Source organism: Providencia sp. PROV189 (assembly GCF_028480065.1).
In the GTDB taxonomy this organism is placed as follows: Bacteria; Pseudomonadota; Gammaproteobacteria; order Enterobacterales; family Enterobacteriaceae; genus Providencia; species Providencia stuartii.
The window spans coordinates 168,951-190,789 of the sequence record NZ_JAMPOG010000008.1; the positions used below are offsets into that span (position 1 = coordinate 168,951).

Sequence of the window (21,839 nt, forward strand, 5' to 3'; positions counted from 1 at the left end):
AACAATGTGAGCAATCTACAACAACAATACGAAGAACGTCATGAAGACACTGAAACAATTTTTCTATTTAGTTAAACCTTTTTGGGGGCAGCGCGCTGCCCTTTTCTGCTGGCTACTGCTTGCCGCCTCACTGGGGCTAACCCTGTCATCGGTCTGGTTCAATGTCAAAATGAACATGTGGAACGGTGATTTCTATAATGCGTTACAGAAACTGGATGGTCAGGCACTCTATGGCCTCTTGCAATATTTTGTGGTGTTAGTAAGCGGATTAATTTTCGTGGTCGTTATGGGGAACTATCTCAAGCAAATGCTGATCATTCGTTGGCGTAAAGGCATGACAGAGTTAGTGCTCAATCGCTGGCTTTCTCCAAACAGTAAACACTACATGCTACGATTAACCTCACAAGAGCCAGATAACCCTGATCAACGTATTGCAGAAGATATTCGATTACTGATTGAATCGACACTGAATCTGCTGGTCACCTTCCTGCACTCAATGTTAACACTGGTCTCCTTTGCCACTATTCTTTGGACACTGTCAGGTAGCCTCTCATTCAACTTGGTGGGTACTGATTGGTCTATCCCCGGTTATATGTTTTGGGCCTGTATTATTTACACCCTTATTGGTATCGCCTTAACGCAATGGATAGGTTTCCCTCTACGTCGCTTAAATATGGATAAGCAGCGCCGTGAAGCCGATTACCGTAGCGCCTTGATCAATTGCCGTCAGCATGGCGATGCAATAGCAGGGCAACGTGGTGAGACGCAAGATAGAAAAGAGCTCATGCAGCGCTTCGGTGAAATTATTCGTAATTGGAACCGTTTAATTCGTTGCGAACGGAACCTCTCTTTTTACACCGTTGGCTACCAACAAGTGACCGCTCTCGCCCCTGTATTATTGGCGCTGCCCAAATTCCTCGCCGGCGAAATTATGTTAGGCGGTTTGATGCAGTTACGCCAAGCCTTTAGCAGTGTTGCCACTTCATTAGGCTGGTTTATTTTCGCCTATAAAGAAATAGCGGCATGGCAGGCTACCGTCTCACGTCTATATAATTTTGTGATTTTATTGGAAAATGATAAAGCGGCTGAGGTAGAAATCACCGAAGAACCACCTTTACTTGATGCCGCTGTTAAAGTGACTACCTCAGATAATCGCACTTTAATTGAGCATGTGCATGTCGTGGCTAAACAAGGGGAAGTCACTTTAATTTCTGGGCGCTCCGGCATTGGTAAATCAACCCTATTACGTACTTTAAGTGGCCATTGGCCATTCTTTGAAGGTGCGATTAAACGTACAAACCACCTAATGTGGATCCCACAACGCCTTTATCTTCCTATCAGCCGTTTAGACAGCTTACTGGCATACCCTCAAGATGCTAAGCAATTTACAGAGGCTGATTTTAAACTCGCACTTAGCAAAGTGGGTCTAGAGAAACTGCACTATCAATTAAGTTTAGAGACAGACTGGCATAACCGATTATCAGGTGGTGAGCAACAACGCATTATGTTTGCTCGACTTCTTCTGAATCGCCCTAAATTATTACTTTTGGATGAAACCACTTCAGCACTTGATGAAAATAGCGCCCTTGAGTTAATTCAACTCATTAAACATGAACTACACGATAGCGCTATTGTGTTGGTTACCCATCAACGTTTCCTATCACAAGTTGCCGAACACACTCTTCCGCTTCAAGAAGCGCAAACTCGCGCCAATATAACCACAGGATTGCCTGAATATGCTTCGTAAAATATTACTCGCCGCTTTTATTGGCCTCAGCCTCACAGGCTGTGGGGTGTCTGCTTCATCCAGTACGATGGGGCAGAATTTATTGCCTATCCGTACTGATTTGCAACATTATCAATTAGATAATGGCCTAAACGTTTACCTATTACCGCGTTCTCAACCAGGTGTTGAGCTACGCTTATTAGTAAAAAGTGGCTCGTTGCAAGAAAACGAACAACAGCTAGGATTGGCCCATTTTACTGAACATATGGCCTTTAAAGGTACAAAACATTTTCCAGGCACAACAGGCTTTAAACAGTTGGAACAGCAAGGATTGAAGCTTGGCAGTCATGTCAACGCGATCACTAGCCTCAATTCAACCTTATATAAGCTATCACTCCCGAACGCCACACCAGCACAAGTCTCAACAGCCCTACAAGTGATGGCGGATTGGGCATCCAATATCTCATTTGATCAACAAGCGTTTGAAAAAGAGCGCCCAGTGATTATTGAAGAGTGGCGTTTGCGCCAAGGAATGGGCTATCGTGTTAATGATAGCCTTGAGCATTTACGCTACCACGGTAGCCGCTATGCAGAGCGTAACCCAATAGGGGAACTCGATATCGTTCGCCAAGCACCGATTGAACTAGCAAAAGAGTATTATGCGACATGGTATCAGCCACAACGTATGACCCTGCTGGTGATTGGGGATTTCAATCAATCTACAGTACGTGACGAAATCAATACGCTTTTCGCCATACCAAAGCCAGAGACCTTGTCTCAAGACAATCCAGAATGGAAGCAGTTTGCTCACTCTAATTTGCTGTTAGTTCAACCAGTGTTTGATAAAGAGCAAGGCGCTCGTTATGTTCAATTTGCTTTGCAAAAAGACATTATCGCCCCTCTCAACACACGAGAAGGGCAATACGAAGATTTAATGGATAGCTTATGGCTCGCCATTCTAAATCAACGTTTCTCTGTCTTAGTGGATAATGGCGTATTACCCGCCATTAGTATTAATGAGCAAGGCTCGATGTTAGATAACCAGCGCTTACAACAATTAATGATTATCCACCCTAAAGGAGATGATTATATTGGCGCCACTCAGGTTTTATTTACTGAGCTACAGCGATTAGCGACTGAGCCGGTAACACAAGAAGAGCTTGATAGCGCTCGTCAAAATCTATTGAAAAAACTCAGCCAGCAGGCCGCCGCTGAACAGCGCTATGGCAATGATTATTTGGCAGGTCAATTAACCACCGCGCTTGAATATGAGATGCCAATGTGGAATAAACGCCAACAATTGGATAAGAGTTACCAACTGATTGGAAAAGTTAAACCGCACGATTTACAGCAGCACGTTGCTAACTTTTTAAATGAAGCTTCACCACGCTTAGCCCTAATTGGCCCTGATACTGACGCAAATAAAGTCAATCATGCGGACTTTAGTGAGCAGTGGCAAAATACCCGTCTAAGTTCACCGGGGCCATTCACCTTACGCTCTCAAGCGATCATTCTGCAATTGCCTAAAGTGGCTAAAGGCACAATCACTGAGCAGACTGCACTTCCTGTCGCAAAAACCGAACGTTGGCTACTTAGCAATGGTATTCAGGTCATCGTCAAAGCTGATAAAAATCTTAAAGAAGATATTCAGTTTAATTTACAGCTACCCGGCGGCCGTTCACTTGAAACCATGCAAACTGCGGGGCTAACAGATTGGGCATTAAAGCTACCAGAAAGTAGCGGTTATGGTGAATATAGCGCACGTGATTTGGCATTATTAGCGAAACAAAATCAGATTTCGCTTCGCCCTTATAGTGAATTGCTCACTCATGGTTTCCGCGGTAAGGCCCCTGTTGATAACCTCGAAACCGCCCTGCAATTACTGCACTTAAAATTGACAGTTCCGCAATTTAGCGGTGAAAAATTAGAGCAGCAGAAACAGTCATTTGCGTTGAACCTTGCCAAAACACCTGTTGAGCGCACCTTCCTTGATAATATTAATAAGGAAAGCTACCAGCACGGTGAACTGTTAGTCATTAACCCACAAGGTGGCTGGAAAAATTTCACCGCGGGCCAATTACAGCAAGCTAACCGCCAGTTACTCACTTCGACGGCGAATATGACACTGGTAATTAGCGGAGCAGTGAATACCCGTGACTTAAAACCATTATTAGAACAGTGGGTTGCTTCTATCCCTGCCAGTCATCATCAGCTGGCATGGCGTGATCAGGGGATCATGCCTAAAATGGCGAGCTTCAATAAAAATTACCCGATCAGCAGTAGTGATAAAAGTATGGTCAGCATCCAATTTGCTGCCCCTGCACAATGGACACAGCAAGATCAGTTAGCAATGCAACTGCTAGATACCATTGTGAGCCAACGTCTACGTGGCGAACTCCGCGAAAAAGCCAGCGGTATCTATGCACTTGGTTTTTCACAAATGCTGGCGAAAAAACCTCAGCCTTACTATTTTGCGCGCCTCAACTTTACCACCTCACCAGAACGTACTGAGGAGATGTCACAGATCGCCCAAAAGACAATTAATCAACTACGTCACTCAGGGGTAAATAGTAAAGAATTAACTGAAGCAAAAAATATTTGGCTTACGGAAAATGCACAAATAACCGACAGTTCAGGTTATTGGACCGAGGCGTTAGCTCAGGTCGCTGCCGATGACCAACAATATCAGCGTCTAAACCAAGAGCGTGCCATTATCCAGCAACTTACGGTCAATGATCTCAACCGTATCGCCAATCAATATCTGGGGCAAAACCCGAAAGTATTTACGATGACACCATAACCATAGCTATTGAAGGGGGTTAATTCCCCTTTTTTATTCGCTTAAAATACGGGCTGATAAAACGCTGCCTCACGAAAATACGATCATTTAATTATTTGACGTTCACTAGGCTTATATGATTAATGATCGTGTTTTCAAATAAAAAAGAGAAATAGCATGATGAACGACATCGTTATCCGTAGAGCAACCTTAGACGATATTCCCGCCGTCACTCAAATGCATATTGATTATTCGGCATACGCTAATACATTACAGCTACCCTACCCATCGACAGAAACTTGGGAGGCGCGTCTAGCTACCAATGATCCTCTCGTCACGCATTTTGTTGCTACTCTTGATAATACTGTCGTTGGGATCCTCACTCTCCATCAACCAAGTCAACAACGGCGTAAACATGCCGCGAGTTTTGGCATTACGGTCAGTCAAATGCACCAAGGAAAAGGTATTGGTTCGAAGCTTATGCAAGTGATGGTCGACTACTGTGATAACTGGTTAAACATCCGCCGTATTGAATTAGAAGTGTATGCCACTAATGACAATGGCTTGGGGCTCTATAAAAAGTTTGGTTTTGAACAAGAAGGTGTGATGCGTGATTACGCTTTCCGCGATGGCCAATATGTCGATGCGATTATGATGAGTAGGATTAATAAAAATCGAGGGTAATCAAACCCACTTGGGTGCCATGAGCTTCATTTTTCCCCAAATAAAAATGCCACGTGATGTACGTGGCATTACTCAATTAAAAATCATTTAATGATTATTTATCGCCTAATAGCACTGAATCCAATGCGATTTCAATCATTTCGTTGAACGTTGTTTGGCGCTCCGCTGAGGTTGTTTGCTCACCTGTTTTAATATGGTCAGAAACAGTACAAATGGTCAGCGCACGAGCACCGAACTCCGCAGCCACACCATAAATACCCGCAGCTTCCATCTCAACACCCAGAATGCCGTATTTTTCCATGACTTTGAACATGTCTGGATCAGGAGAATAGAACAGGTCAGCAGAGAATAAGTTACCGACACGAACATTAACATTTTTTGCCTTCGCAGCTTCTACCGCATTATGAACAAGTTCATAGTCAGCAATTGCCGCGAAATCGTGATCTTTAAAACGTTGACGGTTTACTTTCGAATCAGTACATGCCCCCATGCCGATCACAACATCGCGCAGTTTCACATCATCCATTACCGCACCGCATGAACCCACACGAATAATCACTTTTACACCAAAATCAGTGATCAACTCTTTTGCATAGATAGAGCAAGAAGGGATACCCATACCGTGACCCATCACGGAGATCTTACGACCTTTATAAGTACCAGTGAAACCTAGCATACCGCGAACATTATTCACCTGACGCACGTCTTCGAGGAAAGTTTCAGCGATATATTTTGCACGCAGCGGGTCACCTGGCATCAATACGACGTCAGCAAAATCACCCATTTCTGCATTAATATGAGGAGTTGCCATTATTATTATTCCTTATAAATCATTAAATTAAAGGGTTTAACATCATTACCTGATAATAGTAGCGACTGATAATACTCGCTGTCTACGGCAAATGACCCAATACTATCAACAATAAATAAGGCAGTTTCCTGCCTTATTTAATTTTTATGTTAACCAATTACAGCATTGGCTTGCCGTATTCCATCGGTGATAGATCGAAATATTTAGCGACTGTCTGACCGATATCCGCGAATGTTTCGCGATGACCTAAAAAGCCTGGTTTGACTTTCGGACCATAAATCAGAACAGGAATGTGCTCACGGGTATGGTCAGTACCATGCCAAGTTGGGTCACAACCATGGTCTGCGGTTAAGATCAAAATATCATCTTCTTTGACCAGTTCCATCAGTTCCGGTAAACGGCGGTCAAAGAGTTCTAACGCTGCTGCATAGCCCGGTACGTCACGGCGGTGACCATAAGCGGAGTCGAAATCAACAAAGTTAGTAAATACAATAGTCTTATCACCAGCCAGTTTCATTTCTTTCACAGTTGCGTCGAACAGCGCATCAATCCCTGTTGCTTTGACTTTCTTAGTGATACCTACATGTGCGTAGATATCCGCAATTTTACCGATAGAAACCACTTCACCTTGTTTTTCTTCAACTAATTTTTGCAGCATCGTTGGTGATGGTGGCTCAACGGCTAAGTCATGACGGTTACCGGTACGCTCAAAGCTACCAGCTTTATCGCCAATAAATGGACGTGCGATAACACGACCAATGTTATAGCCGCCGTTTGTCAACTCTTCACGAGCGATTTCACATAGCTCATACAGTTTGTCTAAGCCATAAGTCTCTTCATGGCAGGCGATTTGGAATACGGAGTCAGCAGAGGTGTAGAAAATCGGTTTACCCGTTTTCATGTGTTCTTCACCCAGTTTATCCAAGATAACCGTACCTGAAGAGTGGCAGTTACCTAAGTAACCCGGCAAATTAGCACGTTTAACAATGATATCTAACAGCTCTTGTGGGAAGCTATTTTCTTCATCCGCGAAATACCCCCAATCAAAGAGCACAGGCACACCCGCAATTTCCCAGTGGCCTGATGGTGTATCTTTACCAGACGAGATTTCGCTCGCGTAAGCATAAGCACCGATAATTTCTGAATTGGGATCAAGGCCAGCAGGGAATTTACCGCAAGATGCTTCAGCCGCTTTACCTAAACCCAATTTGGTTAAGTTAGGTAAATGCAGTGGACCTTGACGACCTTTGTCTGCATCACCACGTGCACAGGCCTCTGCAATATGACCTAATGTGTTTGAACCTTCATCATTAAATTTGTGCGCATCACCGGCTGCACCAATCCCAAAAGAATCCAACACCATAATAAATGTACGTTTCATAACTTCTCTCCTGCGTCATCTTTCCTTATTAGGAAGTGCCACTGATAAAACTGTTTGTCAATTATTCACTAATTTGGCGATAAACCATTGGCGTCGTTTCTGGTTTTTGATCACCAATAACCATGGCTGCACGCACCTCTTTTGCCGCTTCTTCCCACGATTTCTCGCTATTAGCATGAATAATTGCTAGTGGAGTTTGATTATCAACCGAAGTACCTAACGCGGCGATATCGCTCAAACCAACACTATAATCAATCGGATCCGTTGCCTTACGACGACCACCACCTAATGTCACAACAGACATGCCGAGCGCACGTGTATCCATCGCGGTAATTATACCCGCTTTCTCTGCATACACCGCTTTGCTCAGTACAGCAGTAGGCAAATATTTGTTGTAGTTTTCAACAAAGTCACTTGGGCCTTTTTGAGCCGCAACCATACGACCAAAGACTTCCGCTGCCTTACCGTTATCTAAGACTGCTTGTAATTTTTGGCGAGCTTCTTCTCTATTTGCCGCCAATGAACCAGACACCAGCATTTCAACACACAGCGCCATCGTCACTTCATACAAACGAGGGTTACGGTATTCGCCCGTTAAGAACTGAACGGCTTCGCGTACTTCAACCGCATTACCGGCACTAGAAGCGAGTACTTCATTCATGTCGGTTAACAGTGCGGTTGTTTTACACCCCGCACCATTAGCGACTTTAACAATGGACTCGGCCAGTTGCTCTGATTTTTCGTAGGTTGGCATAAATGCACCTGAACCCACCTTAACATCCATGACTAGAGCATCAAGGCCCTCTGCCAATTTTTTACCTAAAATAGAGGCAGTAATCAGTGGAATAGAGTCAACCGTTGCAGTGATATCACGTGTTGCGTAAAAGCGTTTATCCGCAGGTGCGAGTGAACTCGTCTGCCCAATAATTGCAACACCAACGTCACGAATAATGTCACGAAAACGCTCATCATTAGGGAAAATATCGAAATTAGGGATCGCTTCAAGCTTATCCAGTGTGCCACCGGTATGGCCTAAACCACGCCCCGAAATCATCGGAACATAGCCGCCACATGCCGCTACCATTGGACCTAACATCAATGAGGTGACATCACCAACGCCACCCGTAGAGTGTTTATCGACGAGTGGGCCATTTAAGTTTAATGATTTCCAATTTAAAACAGTGCCTGAATCACGCATTGCTAACGTCAGGGCAACACGCTCAGCCATGGTCATATCATTAAAATAGATGGTCATTGCCAAAGCGGCTATTTGACCTTCAGAAACTGAATTATCGCGTACACCATTAATGAAGAAACGAATTTCTTCTTCGCTCAGTGGTTTGCCATCACGTTTTTTACGGATAATTTCTTGTGCCAGAAACACGGTATGCTCCTTAATTCAAACAGAATCTAGGTAATCGCTTAAGCGCGGTCTAATTAATAACTACTGCTTGATTTTTTAGTTTCAAAACCAAGCGTATTCAGCAAATTAGCTAACAGGCTTGATGCACCAAAACGGAAATGGCGAGCATCAACCCAATCTTTACCTAAAATTCTATCTGCTAATGCTAAGTATTGAGCAGCTTCTTCAGCGGTACGCACACCACCAGCCGGTTTAAAACCCACTGTTTTTGCTACGCCCATATCATGGATCACTTGCATCATGATCTCAGCACTTTCAAGGGTGGCGTTAACAGGTACTTTACCTGTTGATGTTTTAATGAAATCTGCTCCTGCTTTAATTGAAATTTCAGAAGCCTTACGGATCAGAGCCGGATCTTTTAGCTCACCCGTTTCAATAATGACTTTCAAAAGTACATTTGCAGCAGCGCAAGCCTCTTTACAGGCTTTCACTAAATCAAAACCAATTTTTTCGTTCCCAGCCATTAATGCACGATACGGGAAAACCACGTCAACCTCATCTGCACCATAAGCGATAGCCGCACGCGTTTCAGCCAGTGCAATATCAATATCGTCATTACCGTGAGGGAAGTTAGTCACTGTTGCAATACGCACTTCTGGCGTACCTTGCTCACGTAGTGCTTTACGGGCAACAGGGATGAAACGAGGGTAGATACAGATGGCAGCCGTTTGCCCCGCAGGACTTTTCGCTTGATGACACAGTGCAATCACTTTCTCATCAGTATCGTCATCATTCAGGGTGGTTAAATCCATTAGATTTAGTGCGCGTTGCGCAGCTACAGTTAAATCAGTCATAAAAACTCTCCAACTTTGTGAATTCTGTCAGAACAACACGTTCTTTGTTGGCGAGCGGGCTTGGTTCCTTAAAGATGCTACTCGAAAACCCGAATGTAGCAGCTGAATTCCTTCTCACCGCACAATGCCCTAGAGTGTATGCACTCTGAGAACTAGCAGTCCATAGCAGCTAATTTATACCTATTTGACCATGGAACTCGGCTATTTTATGTGCCACAAATCACATTAATTGCCTGAAAGTTACATTGTTAAATACATATTTGTGAACAATATCTCAATTATACGCTAATTAGTCTCAATTTTATTCTCTCAAATGGCTTTTTATGACTTTTTTTGTCACTTCACGCCATAAATACACTTGATTAAGCGTAGTTCAAAAATAGAAGGATGAAATAAAAAGTAAGAAAGAATATAGCTGAAAATAATGAAATAATAATGAAAGAGAAAGGGCATTTGCCCTTTCTCAAAGATTTGAGGTTATATAATTGCGAGTGTTAGGAAGAAACCAGCAATTGTTGCACTCATTAAGTTAGAGAGTGTACCCGCGAGAACCGCTTTCATACCTAAGCGTGCCACATCACCACGACGGTTTGGCGCCATGCCCCCAAGCCCCCCAAGTAAGATAGCCACAGAAGATAGGTTAGCGAACCCACACAGTGCAAATGAAATAATGGCTTTAGTGTGATCAGACAGAACTTGCTTACCGGCTGCAAGTACATCCGCATCGGCTTTCATGTATTCACCAAAGTTCATAAAGGCCACGAATTCGTTGACAACAATTTTCTGTCCAATAAATGAACCTGCAATTGTTGCTTCACTCCATGGCACACCGATCAAATAAGCAATCGGAGCAAACAACCAACCTAGAATTAATTCAAGAGACAGTTCAGGGTAATCGAACCAGCCACCAATACCACCTAAGATACCGTTAATTAGGGCGATTAAAGCGATAAATGCCAGTAACATCGCACCTACGTTCAAGGCCAATTGCATACCGGAAGCAGCACCTGAAGCGGCTGCATCGATAATATTTGCAGGGCGCTCATCTTCAGCAATCAGCTCTGTCGCATTGACATTATCATACGCTTTTTCCGTTTCTGGCACTAAGAGTTTAGCAAACAGTAACCCACCTGGCGCCGCCATGAATGATGCTGCAATCAAGTATTCCATTGGAACACCCATTTGAGCATAGCCTGCCAGTACAGACCCAGCAACAGAGGCCAAACCACCACACATTACTGCGAATAACTCAGAGTTGGTCATGGTAGAGATATAAGGACGTACAACTAATGGTGCTTCCGTTTGCCCAACAAAGATATTCGCTGTTGCAGATAGAGACTCCGTCCTTGATGTGCCAAGTACTTTTTGCAGGCCACCACCAAGAATCTTGATAACCAGCTGCATAATGCCAAGGTAGTAAAGAACGGCAATTAAAGAGGAGAAGAAGACAATAATTGGCAGTACACGTAGTGCGAAAATAAACCCGCCGCCGCCGAATAGTTCAAACATTTTGTCAGAAACAAGGCCGCCAAAAATAAAGTTCATCCCATCTTGGCCATAACTGATGACTTTAGAAACGCCATCAGACATCCCTTGTAATACGCTACGACCTGCTGGTACATAAAGCACGAATGCACCGATAACGATTTGGATAAGGAAAGCCCCGCCAACGGTACGGAGTTTAATCGCTCGACGATTGCTGGAAAATAGTACGGCAATACCAATCAGTACTGCCATCCCAACCAGACTCATAATGAGTTGCATGGAAGTATCCCTGTTCACTTAATGCTAGATTGATGTAGAAAGAGAACCCATAAGTTCCCTTGACTCTTTGTGCGATGATTATACCTAGTCCCTTCCAAGAACCCGCAACCTACGTCACAAATACGCAGTGTAAAAAGTAACAAAAATTCAGTTCTTGTGACCAAAATCACATTTAATTATCAGTTTAGTCTGGAAAGCATCGTAGAACACAAAAAATAGGTGAAAAATCGAACGAGATATGCCGATGGAGGAATATAAACCAACTGTTCACTTAAGTGAATTTTGATGGCCTTTATTTGAGCAGATTAAATAATGATAGGCTATTTATGTAAAGTTGCTGCGCAATTTCATCTGGACTTTCGTGGCGTAGTTCACATAACGACTGAAAAATCCATTGAATGCGCTCAGGGCGATTGGGTTCGCCTTGAAAACCAGAGACAGGCATATCTGGTGCATCCGTTTCAAACACCAGTGAAGTAAGAGGTAACTGAGCTATCGCTTGGCGAGTTTTATTAGCTCGTTCGTAGGTGATGGTGCCCCCTACTCCAATCGAATAACCCAATTTAATAAAGGCTTGAGCCTGAGATAAGCTCCCCGCAAACCCGTGAATAACCCCACATGCAGGAACAGGATAACGGCGCAATATTGCCGCTAATTGGTCATGACTTTTTCGCGAATGTAAAATAACAGGTCGATCATATTGCTTCGCCAATTTTAGCTGTGCAATCAAGACACGTTGTTGTAAATCAAACAAGGGCTCTTGCATATAGAGATCAAGACCGATTTCCCCTACTGCAACACATTTTGGGCTATGTTGATGGAGATATTCAGCCAATGTTTCCAAGTGGTGTTCTTGAAAAACATTTAAATACAAAGGGTGCAAGCCGATAGCGGCATGCAGTTGTTGATGATCATGTGCTAACCCCCAAACACGCTCAAAATTATCGGCACTGACAGTAGGAATAATAATATCAGTGACCCCTGCCGCTTGAGCAGCCTCTAGGCTTTTATTGATATCACCAATAAAAGGTGGGAAATCAAAATGGCAATGTGTATCAATAAATCGGTTAGTCATTTTTCTCGTTGATCTGTTGCGCCGGCTCCTCATTGGCTGCCACAATTGCGCCCGTCATAATGGCTTGTGCTGTATCGGTCGCTTTTTTCGCTTTACGTTGAGCGACTAATTCACCATCATGCTGCGCATCAGATATCGCCTCTTCATAATCTTGGAGGATCTGCATCTCTTCATGGGCTGCACTTTCAAAACTAAAGCGATTGACGGCATCATTATTCATTGTAAAGCAGTGACCCAATGCGGCAATAAAATAGCGCCCACAACGACGACCGACATGATAATCCTGATTAAGTGCTGATAAGCGGCTTCCTAATGCACTACTTTTTAACGGTGTCGGTGGATAAATTTCAAAAATCTGTAAATCACCCGGTGGATTTTCAATAAACTCTTGAGTACGACGATAACTTTTCAGATGAACTTTTAGCATGGTTGCCATTCGTTGTAGACCATACTTTTCACCTTCTAGCCAGCGAGTCATTCTCTTGACCCATTCAGGGGTAAAGTACATTTGTGAAGGCACCGTACGGATGACGACAATCGTGTCAGCGCCCTGACGATATGCCTCTTCAACTGGTATCGCCGCACTGATCCCACCATCGTGATACAAAGTCCCTTCAAACTCAACCCCCATGCGGTAAAAACCGGGGATCGCACTGGATGCCCGAATGATATCGAGCCATGTATCCGCATTAGGCTTTAAAAATTCGGCTTCAAAATCATCGCTACGGCTTGCCCCCATATAAAACTCACGCCCCGCCTCCATTAACTCAATGCCAGAGGAAATATGCAGAGGAAACTCTTTCGAGGTGCTTTCCACTAACCAATCTAAATCGATTAAATGCCCCCCTCGAATAAAACGCAGTGGGTTGAAAAAGAGTGGGCTTGTCGTATAACGCGTGATCACCCGCCTAGCATAGCCATATTGACCACAGATATAAGCAGAGAGATTTTGTGCTCCCGCCGATGTGCCAATCATGATATCAAAGGGGTTAAAGCCTGTTTTTAAAAACTCATCCAAAACACCGGCCGTAAAAATACCGCGTTGCCCTCCACCTTCACAGATAAGCGCTGTTTTTCCTTTATTTAGCTCATCATAAAAAGCCAAAGGCTCAATACTGCCAAGTGTTACTGATACATGTTTTCCCATCTTCGTCCCCTGACAACCTTCTACACATAGCGATAGGATGCCTATGTATAAACACAGCCCCATAAAGTAAATTGTCACGAATCAACAATGTAAAAACTGAACCTCTCAGTGAGGTTCAGTTTTTAACTTTGAGCAAATTATTTTAGTCGCTCAACTCACCCAATATGTGCTGACTTGAGCTATTGTGCTGGCCGTTATCGATTAATTCGCCACAACTAAACCATTTTGTACTGATTTTACACCTTCAACCATCGAGACAACCTGAACAATTTTATCGACTTGGTTATTCGATTTCACAAACCCAGAGAGGTAAACAACGCCGTTGACTGTCTTCACCGAAATCGAATTACTGTCGATACCACTGGTTGTTAGCAGCTTACTTTTGACCTTAGCAGTGATGGAAGAATCATCCATATAGTTATCGACACTTTTCGCGCCACTGGATATCGCTTCGCTGGTATCTTTCCCTGCAATATCTGCTGTTTTAACTGCGCTATCCCAAGTTTCAGCAGCTTGCTCTTTCAATGGGGAGTTTGCCGATGAGCTACACGCAAATAAGGTCCCACTTAACCCAATAACAATTAAAGAACGTAAAAGTGCTGAATGTTTCATCGGTACCTTCCTTATCAACTACTGTTTTAAGTATTGAAATACCCACTGTATCGCCATAATCGACGTCATACGTCATACGCCATATGCCTAAGCGCTGTCGCTATTTCAATTGATAACTATAGACTATGGGAAAAGCCCCTTGAAATAAAGTATTCAAACGCAAAAGACAGAGTAATCTGCAATATTTAGATAAAAAAACAGGAGAGTATTCGAAAATGGATGGTTAATTTGGGAAAACCCACTACAAAAAAGGCCTTTCTGTAGTGGGCTTAGCCTGAAAATAAAATTAGTGTTCGCGGGTTTTACGGAATTTGACTTCCGGATAACGCTCACTGGTCAAGTTTAGGTTAACCATGGTTGGAGCGATATAAGAAAGATTATCGCCGCCATCGAGTGCTAGGTTCTGCTCGTTCTTACGCTTAAATTCTTCGAATTTCTTCGCGTCATCACACTCAACCCAACGTGCCGTTGATACGTTAACCGCTTCATAAATGGCTTCAACGTTATATTCACTCTTCAAACGAGATACAACGACATCAAACTGCAACACCCCCACAGCACCAACAATCAAATCATTATTGGTCAGTGGACGGAAAACCTGTACAGCCCCTTCTTCTGACAACTGAACCAACCCTTTAAGCAATTGTTTTTGCTTTAATGGGTCGCGCAAACGAATACGACGGAACAGCTCAGGTGCAAAGTTAGGGATCCCCGTAAATTTCAGATCTTCCCCTTGTGTGAAGGTATCACCAATTTGGATCGTACCGTGGTTATGTAAACCAATAATGTCACCCGCATACGCATTTTCGACATGAGAGCGATCACCTGCCATAAAGGTCAGCGCATCAGAGATGACGACATCTTTTTTCGTACGCACCTGACGCAGCTTCATACCTTTTTCATAAGTTCCTGAAACAATACGCATGAAAGCAACACGGTCACGGTGTTTTGGATCCATATTCGCCTGAATTTTGAAGACGAAACCGGTAAATTTCTCTTCTGTAGCTTCAACTTCACGCACATCGGTTTGACGTGGCTGAGGCGATGGCGCCCACTGGACTAAACCATCTAACATATGATCCACACCAAAGTTACCAAGTGCAGTACCAAAGAAAACCGGAGTCAATTCGCCTTCAAGGAAAGCATCATGATCGAACTCATGAGAGGCCCCTTTTACCAACTCCAACTCATCACGTAGCTGAGCCGCTAATTCGTCACCGACTTCTTTATCTAAATCAGGGTTATCTAACCCTTTAATAATACGGACTTCTTGGATTGTATGACCTTGGCCTGTTTGATAAAGGATCGTTTCATCACGTAATAAGTGATAAACCCCTTTGAACAACTTACCGCAACCAATGGGCCACGTAATTGGGCAACATGCGATATTCAGCTCATTTTCAACTTCGTCCATTAACTCCATTGGGTCACGAATATCACGGTCAAGTTTATTCATAAAAGTCAAAATCGGCGTATCACGCAAGCGAGTGACTTCCATCAATTTGCGAGTTCTATCCTCAACCCCTTTACCGGAGTCGATGACCATCAAGCAGCAGTCAACCGCCGTTAAAGTACGATAAGTATCTTCAGAGAAGTCTTCGTGCCCCGGGGTATCCAACAAATTAACTAAACAATCATGATAAGGGAATTGCATCACCGATGTGGTAATTGAGATACCACGTTGCTTTTCCATCTCCATCCAGTCTGATTTTGCGTGTTGATTTGAACCGCGGCCTTTTACCGTTCCCGCACGCTGAATCGCTTGCCCAAATAGCAATACTTTTTCAGTAATGGTGGTTTTACCTGCATCAGGGTGAGAAATGATCGCAAACGTCCTGCGCGCGTTGACTTCATGTAGAAAATTCTGATCTGCCATTTAACCGTTCTTTTTTGTTTGAATACAGATTTGTACATGCATTAGGAGAGGCAATAGGTGGCTCTTAGCTCAGCAAATCCGTCTTGTTAATCGAAATTGGCGGCTATTTTCTCAGATCTTAGGGTCATAAACAATCAAAGGTCACTTAATTGATAGCGATTGTTACCGAGAAAGAGACTCTTTTTGTTACTGCCATTAAACTAATTAAAACAGAACGGACGACATGCCAAAGCCACTAAGGAGCCTCAGTAGGCTCCCCAAGAAGAGTGACTATTTGGCTAAAATCAGATCAGCAATGGCTTGCCCAAGTTGCTGTGTACTTGCATTTCCGCCCATATCGCGAGTTAAGTGATGGCGCTCTTTGATCACCGTTTCAACCGCATCCATAATGGTATCATGCATTGCTGGGCAGCCGAGATGCTGCATCATCATTGCGGCCGCCCAAATAGTGCCGATTGGGTTAGCAATATTTTGCCCCGCAATATCAGGCGCTGAACCATGTACTGGCTCAAACATAGATGGGAACTGTTTTTCAGGATTAATATTCGCAGAAGGTGCAATGGCAATGGTTCCGGTACAGGCAGGGCCTAAATCCGACAAAATATCACCAAACAAATTGGAGCCTACAATCACATCATAAAATTCAGGCATTCTGACCAAGTTGGCGGCGAAAATATCAATATGGAATTGATCCACTTTCACATCAGGGTAGTGTTTCGCCATTGCCGCAAAACGGCTATCCCAATAAGGCATTGAGTGAAAAAGGCCATTTGATTTCGTTGCCGAACTTAAATGTTTTTTCTCCCGTGATTGTGCCAATTCGAACGCATATTTTAATATCCGATCCGTACCTTTACGGGTAAAAATACTTTGCTGAGACACCACTTCATCTTCAGTACCTTCATACTGAATGCCGCCAATAGCCGAATACTCCCCTTCTACGTTTTCACGTACCACATAGAAATCAATATCACCGGGTTTTTTATCGGCTAAAGGGGATTTGATCCCTTCAAATAGGCGTACCGGACGCAAATTAACATATTGGTTGAAAGCACGGCGGATGGGTAACAACAGCCCCCAAAGTGAAATATGGTCAGGCACACCAGGGAACCCGACTGCGCCAAGGAAAATGGCATCAAATTTTTTTAACTGTTCTAAACCATCTTCAGGCATCATGCGTCCTGTACGATGGTAAGTTTCACAGGACCAATCAAAATGGGTAAAGTTAAGCTTTACCTGATGTTGACTTGCTGCGGCCTCTAAGACTTTTAATCCCTCAGGTATAACTTCTGTTCCAATACCATCACCTGGAATGACTGCGATATTAAATTGTGACATGTCACGGCACTCCCACAACAATAAATTTTATGAGTAAGTAAGATCTCCAGTTTATGGGTTGCTGTGATAAAGTATAGCGTCGAAGTGTAATCTTTGGGTTTACAAACTATGAACAAGCTACCCGCATTGGAAGACATTAGAGTATTTGTCACTGTTGCTCGCTTAATGAGTTTTTCACGAGCCGCGGAGCAACTGCTTGTTTCACCCGCCTATGTCTCCAAACGCATAAAATTACTTGAAGAAAATCTCGGGCAGACGCTATTTCTGCGAGCATCCCGCTCAATTAATTTAACTCATGAAGGACGCATTGTTCTGAGCAGTGGTGAGCGGCTATTACACGAACTCGACAATATGCACAATGCGTTAAACGCCTGTCGAGAGGAGATCCGTGGTGAGTTAAGGGTCAGTTGCAGCACAGGCTTTGGTAGCGCCTATCTCAACCCCTTTATCCTAGCATTACGTGCTAACTATCCACTCTTAGGGATCGACCTTACTTTAACCGATCGTTCCATTGATATTATCAGCGAAAACATTGATCTCGATATTTATATTGGTGGCACAATCCCCGATCATTACATTGCGAAGCAAATCGCCAAAAATAAACGCATTCTCTGCGCTTCCCCTGCTTATTTAGAGCAGCATGGCAGCCCTAATCATCCTCAAGAGCTAGAAAAACAACATTTTTGCATTACGATTAAAGAGCGCAACCAAGCACCTGCACAATGGAAACTACAACATCAAACAGAAAGTATGACGGTGGCACCAAATAGTAAGCTCATGGTGAACAATGGTGATGTCGCTAAACAGTGGTGTATCGGCGGTGAAGGTATTTTGTTGCGTTCATTATGGAGTGTACTACCGGAGTTAGAGAGCGGAAAATTAATTCGCGTACTTCCACAATGGAGCCAACCTGCTGATGTGTATGCCGTTTATTCACGCACCGCCCGCAATAATGCAAACTTGCGCGTTTTTATTGAAAATTTAACAGAATACTTATCAAAACATTTACCGCATCAATTTCAGGATGAATAAACAAAAGGTGGACATGAGCCGATGAAAGACACGCAAACATTTGGACAACGTTTGCTGGCCTTATTGAAACAACAAAAAATGAGCCAGTTAAAAGCCGCTGAAGCACTTGGTGTTTCTCGGACTGCCGTCAACAAGTGGACAAAAGGCGGTATGATTGATGAAAACAACCTTGAGAAATTAGCACAATTACTGAATGTTGATAAAATATGGCTCAAATATGGTGAATACACCAATCACGCCTCTACCGCTTCACACCCAGCCATTGTTCGTAATATCAATGAAGTGCATCTTCAAGAGTCCACTGAGATCGTTACTTGGGAATGGGATTTACTCACGGGCGAACTGAACTATTCGGATAATGTTGAAGATGTTTACGGCATCAAAATCACCACTAATGATGATTTTTGGGCTTTAATGAACCAAGAATCGAAAGATAAATTAGTGAATGGTTACTCAAAGATCATTCGTGAAGGTGGCGCCCATGAAATGGATTTTAAAATTGCGTGGGATGATGGCTACCGATGGATCACCTCACGAGCAACCGGTGTTAAAGGCCCAAATGGTAAAGTGACTAAATTGGTGGGGATCAGCCTAGATAACACCGAACGTAAAAATACAGAACTACGGCTACGTAAAATTAAGTGCTACTTTGATGTCTTACTCGCTCACTTTAACCATTTAGTTGTGTTTACCGATAAAGCGGGGGAAATACTTGCCAGTAATCTCGAAAGCCAAACTGCGGATATCGATTATTTGGAATTACAGCGCTTACTCTATCAACTCGCTATCAATCATAAACCGTGGTTAGAAGGGGTGTATAGTAAAGGTCACGGTCACATTCACTTTCAAGACCGTGAAATTAGTGCCTCTTATCATCTCAATGATGAGCAGCAGCCATTCCTCATGTTTCAGCTTAAATAACACAAAAGCCCCATTATCGGGGCTAGCATACATTACAAATCTAACACTAACCGTTTAGTCTTAGCACGCGAAACACACAACATCATGGTCTTCTGCTCCGCACGCTCATCATCATCAAGGTAGTGATCGCGATGATCTGCCTCGCCTTCTAAAATTGCCGTTTCACAAGTGCCACACACGCCATTGCGGCACAAACATTCAACCTGAATACGTTTATCTGCTTCGATCGCCTGCAAAATGGAGACATCTTCGCTGATATTTAAGCTAAACCCTGAACGTTGGAAATAAACCTCAAAAGCCTCGCCTTCATTTGCTACTTCACCAAAGTTTTCAAAATGAACTTGAGATTCACCTAAATGTGCATTGCCATGTTCGATAACCGCATTAATTAATGATTCAGGGCCACACACATAAACATGGCTATTTTTGGGTTGCGCTTTAACCAACTGCTCGACAGATAGGCGCTGCGCTTTCGCATTATCATAAAGATATAATCGCTCCCCCAATCGCTCTTGAAGCTGTTCAACAAAAGCAGCCGTATTTTGATCGCGAAAACAGTAATGAAGCTCGAATTCCATACCCGTTTGCTCTAATTCATAAAGGTATGAGAGGAACGGGGTAATACCAATCCCTCCCGCAATCAAAATATGCTTACAAGAACTGTCATGTTTCAATGAAAAATAGTTTTGAGCAGGCGATAAATAAACTAAATCCCCTTCCGCTAACTGTTCATGCATATAAGCAGAGCCGCCTTTCGAGTTCTCATCGCGTAGCACAGAAATACGGTAACAATGGCAATCTTTAGGATCGCTAATTAACGAATAAGCCCGCTGTAATCCCAGCTCTTCGTTCATGTGTACCGTAATATGGCTCCCCGCACTAAACGGTTCAAGCAAGGTCTCTTTTGCAACGAACTCGAACATTTTAATGGTTGGGCTAAGTTGCTCTATGCGGCTAACATTTACGGCTATTTTTTGTTGGCTCATCACAATTCCCTCTTTTACTGATTACTGGCTAAGCGATGTCAATACACAGATATTTCACGGTCAGGTAGTCCTCTATGCCATATCGGGAACCTTCTTTGCCTAGGCCCGATTGCTTAACACCACCAAATGGAGCAACTTCATTGGAGATCAGGCCTGTATTAATCCCAACCATGCCGCTTTGCAGTTTCTCTGCCACGCGATAAACACGACCAATATCTTTTGAAAAGAAATAGGCGGCTAAACCATAGATCGTATTATTCGCTCGCTTAATAACCTCATCTTCATCACGAAAACGAATAAGTACCGCGATAGGGCCAAAAATCTCTTCGTGTACGATATCCATTGAATCATCCACATCCACTAACACTTTTGGATTGATAAAATTACCTTGCTCAGTGATTTCATTCCCCAACGTTAGCTGCTTGGCACCTTTAGCAAGTGCATCTTTAACTAATAAATTCATATTATCGATGGCTCGAGATGTAATCATAGGCCCAATATCAGTACCCTCATCCAACCCATTTCCAACACGTAACTGGCTTACTTTTGCGGTGAATTTCTCGATAAATGGCGCATAGATGGACTCATGAATATAAAAACGATTCACACAAACACAGGTTTGCCCACCATTACGAAATTTTGCCTGTATTGCACTGTTTACCGCTTTATCAATATCCGCATCATCAAACACAATAAAAGGGGCATTTCCCCCAAGCTCTAAAGCGCTTTTTTTGATCGTTGAGGCACACTGCTCATACAGTTGACGTCCAACTTGCGTAGAGCCAGTAAAAGAAAATTTACTGATCAATTCATGGCGTGTGAGTAATTCCCCTAAAACACGAGATTCCCCTGTCACAATGTTCAGCACCCCAGCAGGCACGCCAGCTTGTTGCGCTAACTCAGCAAGTGCGAGAGCCGTAAACGGTGTTTCACTGGCGGGTTTGATAATCATGCTACAGCCCGCTGCTAATGCGGGAGCGGCTTTGCGCGTGATCATTGCGGCGGGGAAGTTCCATGGCGTAATGGCACTACACACACCAATCGGTTGCTTGATGGTTAAAAGACGGTTGCTAGCTACGGTTTGCGGGATCGTCTCACCATAAACTCGCTTGCCTTCCTCTGCAAACCATTCGATAAACGAGGCGGCATAACGAATTTCCCCTTTAGCCTCATTCAACGGTTTGCCCTGCTCTAATGTCATCAGCAAACCTAAGTCATCCATATTGGCTTCAATCAATGTAAACCAGCGATGTAAAATCGTAGCACGTTGTTTTGCCGTGAACTGACGCCAAGCCTCCATCGCATGATGTGCCTTCACAATCGCATCATTCACCTGCTCTGGTGAAAGGCTGGGTACAGTACCCAGCACCGATTGATCCACAGGGTTCAATACTGAAATAGTCTTCGAACTATCCACCCATTGACCATTGATATAGCAAGACTGGCGGAATAGCGCTGGGTTATTTAACCTATTCATGTGCTATTTCTCC

General features: G+C 43.5%; 17 protein-coding genes. 5 read left to right on the forward strand and 12 right to left on the reverse strand.

Going from position 1 to position 21,839, the window contains the following annotated elements:
- Positions 1-40: 40 nt before the first annotated feature.
- The 3 genes from PR833_RS06585 (at position 41) to PR833_RS06595 (ending at position 5,189) form a co-directional block, all read left to right on the forward strand.
- Complete coding sequence (locus PR833_RS06585) at positions 41-1,747, forward strand: ABC transporter ATP-binding protein/permease (protein ID WP_004926661.1); 1,707 nt, start codon at positions 41-43, stop codon at positions 1,745-1,747.
- Entirely contained in the window at positions 1,737-4,526 is a 2,790-nt protein-coding gene (locus PR833_RS06590; RefSeq protein ID WP_272525980.1) for a M16 family metallopeptidase, read from the forward strand. Before PR833_RS06585 ends, PR833_RS06590 begins: the two co-directional genes overlap by 11 nt.
- 159 nt (positions 4,527-4,685) lie before the next feature.
- The gene (locus PR833_RS06595; RefSeq protein WP_169342152.1) at positions 4,686-5,189 is read left to right on the forward strand and encodes a GNAT family N-acetyltransferase; all 504 of its coding nucleotides are present in this window, start codon (positions 4,686-4,688) and stop codon (positions 5,187-5,189) included.
- Between the two features lie 94 nt (positions 5,190-5,283).
- Here PR833_RS06595 and deoD read toward each other — a convergent pair whose 3' ends face one another.
- The 10 genes from deoD to PR833_RS06645 all read right to left on the reverse strand — a co-directional run bounded on the left by deoD (position 5,284) and on the right by PR833_RS06645 (position 17,410).
- Entirely contained in the window at positions 5,284-6,000 is a 717-nt protein-coding gene (deoD, locus tag PR833_RS06600) for a purine-nucleoside phosphorylase (RefSeq protein ID WP_004926652.1), read from the reverse strand.
- A 157-nt stretch (positions 6,001-6,157) separates the two neighbouring features.
- The gene (gene deoB / locus PR833_RS06605) at positions 6,158-7,381 is read right to left on the reverse strand and encodes a phosphopentomutase (protein WP_014656829.1); all 1,224 of its coding nucleotides are present in this window, start codon (positions 7,379-7,381) and stop codon (positions 6,158-6,160) included.
- Positions 7,382-7,442: 61 nt separating this feature from the next.
- Positions 7,443-8,765, reverse strand: coding sequence for a thymidine phosphorylase (gene deoA, locus PR833_RS06610; RefSeq protein ID WP_004926646.1), 1,323 nt, complete (start codon positions 8,763-8,765; stop codon positions 7,443-7,445).
- A gap of 53 nt (positions 8,766-8,818) precedes the next feature.
- Positions 8,819-9,598 (reverse strand): deoxyribose-phosphate aldolase, encoded by a 780-nt coding sequence (gene deoC / locus PR833_RS06615; RefSeq protein ID WP_004926644.1) that lies wholly within the window; start codon positions 9,596-9,598, stop codon positions 8,819-8,821.
- Positions 9,599-10,075: 477 nt separating this feature from the next.
- Positions 10,076-11,350 carry a NupC/NupG family nucleoside CNT transporter gene (locus PR833_RS06620; RefSeq protein WP_169342151.1) on the reverse strand — a complete coding sequence of 425 codons (1,275 nt, stop codon included), beginning with the start codon at positions 11,348-11,350 and terminating at the stop codon, positions 10,076-10,078.
- A gap of 304 nt (positions 11,351-11,654) precedes the next feature.
- Positions 11,655-12,437: a TatD family hydrolase gene (locus PR833_RS06625; RefSeq protein ID WP_121874837.1), complete on the reverse strand. Its 783-nt coding sequence runs from the start codon at positions 12,435-12,437 to the stop codon at positions 11,655-11,657.
- Positions 12,430-13,584, reverse strand: a complete 1,155-nt coding sequence (locus PR833_RS06630) for a patatin-like phospholipase family protein (RefSeq protein WP_014656831.1) — start codon at positions 13,582-13,584, stop codon at positions 12,430-12,432. The genes PR833_RS06625 and PR833_RS06630 overlap by 8 nt, the downstream gene beginning before the upstream one ends.
- Positions 13,585-13,785: 201 nt before the next feature.
- Complete coding sequence (locus PR833_RS06635) at positions 13,786-14,196, reverse strand: BON domain-containing protein (RefSeq protein WP_004926633.1); 411 nt, start codon at positions 14,194-14,196, stop codon at positions 13,786-13,788.
- A gap of 286 nt (positions 14,197-14,482) precedes the next feature.
- A complete protein-coding gene (prfC, locus tag PR833_RS06640; protein WP_004926630.1) occupies positions 14,483-16,072 on the reverse strand; it encodes a peptide chain release factor 3 in 1,590 nt (529 codons plus the stop codon).
- Positions 16,073-16,342: 270 nt separating this feature from the next.
- Positions 16,343-17,410 (reverse strand): tartrate dehydrogenase, encoded by a 1,068-nt coding sequence (locus PR833_RS06645; protein ID WP_004926627.1) that lies wholly within the window; start codon positions 17,408-17,410, stop codon positions 16,343-16,345.
- A gap of 108 nt (positions 17,411-17,518) precedes the next feature.
- Between PR833_RS06645 and PR833_RS06650 the strand changes: the two genes are divergently transcribed.
- Both PR833_RS06650 and PR833_RS06655 read left to right on the forward strand, forming a co-directional pair.
- Positions 17,519-18,442, forward strand: a complete 924-nt coding sequence (locus PR833_RS06650) for a LysR substrate-binding domain-containing protein (protein ID WP_004926625.1) — start codon at positions 17,519-17,521, stop codon at positions 18,440-18,442.
- Between the two features lie 21 nt (positions 18,443-18,463).
- Complete coding sequence (locus PR833_RS06655; protein WP_004926622.1) at positions 18,464-19,363, forward strand: helix-turn-helix domain-containing protein; 900 nt, start codon at positions 18,464-18,466, stop codon at positions 19,361-19,363.
- A 32-nt stretch (positions 19,364-19,395) separates the two neighbouring features.
- On the opposite strand, the gene PR833_RS06660 is transcribed toward PR833_RS06655, so the two are convergent.
- Both PR833_RS06660 and PR833_RS06665 read right to left on the reverse strand, forming a co-directional pair.
- The gene (locus tag PR833_RS06660; RefSeq protein WP_004926619.1) at positions 19,396-20,349 is read right to left on the reverse strand and encodes a PDR/VanB family oxidoreductase; all 954 of its coding nucleotides are present in this window, start codon (positions 20,347-20,349) and stop codon (positions 19,396-19,398) included.
- Between the two features lie 28 nt (positions 20,350-20,377).
- Positions 20,378-21,826, reverse strand: coding sequence for an NAD-dependent succinate-semialdehyde dehydrogenase (locus PR833_RS06665; RefSeq protein ID WP_014656832.1), 1,449 nt, complete (start codon positions 21,824-21,826; stop codon positions 20,378-20,380).
- Positions 21,827-21,839: the final 13 nt, after the last annotated feature.

Bases quoted from the DNA above. Each gene is read 5' to 3' on its own strand.
- deoC (WP_004926644.1), bottom strand. From the start codon at position 9,598: ATGACTGATTTAACTGTAGCTGCGCAACGCGCACTAAATCTAATGGAT.
- PR833_RS06665 (WP_014656832.1), bottom strand. From the start codon at position 21,826: ATGAATAGGTTAAATAACCCAGCGCTATTCCGCCAGTCTTGCTATATC.
- PR833_RS06655 (WP_004926622.1), top strand. From the start codon at position 18,464: ATGAAAGACACGCAAACATTTGGACAACGTTTGCTGGCCTTATTGAAA.
- deoD (WP_004926652.1), bottom strand. From the start codon at position 6,000: ATGGCAACTCCTCATATTAATGCAGAAATGGGTGATTTTGCTGACGTC.
- PR833_RS06650 (WP_004926625.1), top strand. From the start codon at position 17,519: ATGAACAAGCTACCCGCATTGGAAGACATTAGAGTATTTGTCACTGTT.
- deoB (WP_014656829.1), bottom strand. From the start codon at position 7,381: ATGAAACGTACATTTATTATGGTGTTGGATTCTTTTGGGATTGGTGCA.
- PR833_RS06620 (WP_169342151.1), bottom strand. From the start codon at position 11,350: ATGAGTCTGGTTGGGATGGCAGTACTGATTGGTATTGCCGTACTATTT.
- PR833_RS06595 (WP_169342152.1), top strand. From the start codon at position 4,686: ATGAACGACATCGTTATCCGTAGAGCAACCTTAGACGATATTCCCGCC.
- PR833_RS06585 (WP_004926661.1), top strand. From the start codon at position 41: ATGAAGACACTGAAACAATTTTTCTATTTAGTTAAACCTTTTTGGGGG.
- PR833_RS06645 (WP_004926627.1), bottom strand. From the start codon at position 17,410: ATGTCACAATTTAATATCGCAGTCATTCCAGGTGATGGTATTGGAACA.
- PR833_RS06630 (WP_014656831.1), bottom strand. From the start codon at position 13,584: ATGGGAAAACATGTATCAGTAACACTTGGCAGTATTGAGCCTTTGGCT.
- PR833_RS06635 (WP_004926633.1), bottom strand. From the start codon at position 14,196: ATGAAACATTCAGCACTTTTACGTTCTTTAATTGTTATTGGGTTAAGT.
- PR833_RS06625 (WP_121874837.1), bottom strand. From the start codon at position 12,437: ATGACTAACCGATTTATTGATACACATTGCCATTTTGATTTCCCACCT.
- PR833_RS06660 (WP_004926619.1), bottom strand. From the start codon at position 20,349: ATGAGCCAACAAAAAATAGCCGTAAATGTTAGCCGCATAGAGCAACTT.
- prfC (WP_004926630.1), bottom strand. From the start codon at position 16,072: ATGGCAGATCAGAATTTTCTACATGAAGTCAACGCGCGCAGGACGTTT.
- PR833_RS06590 (WP_272525980.1), top strand. From the start codon at position 1,737: ATGCTTCGTAAAATATTACTCGCCGCTTTTATTGGCCTCAGCCTCACA.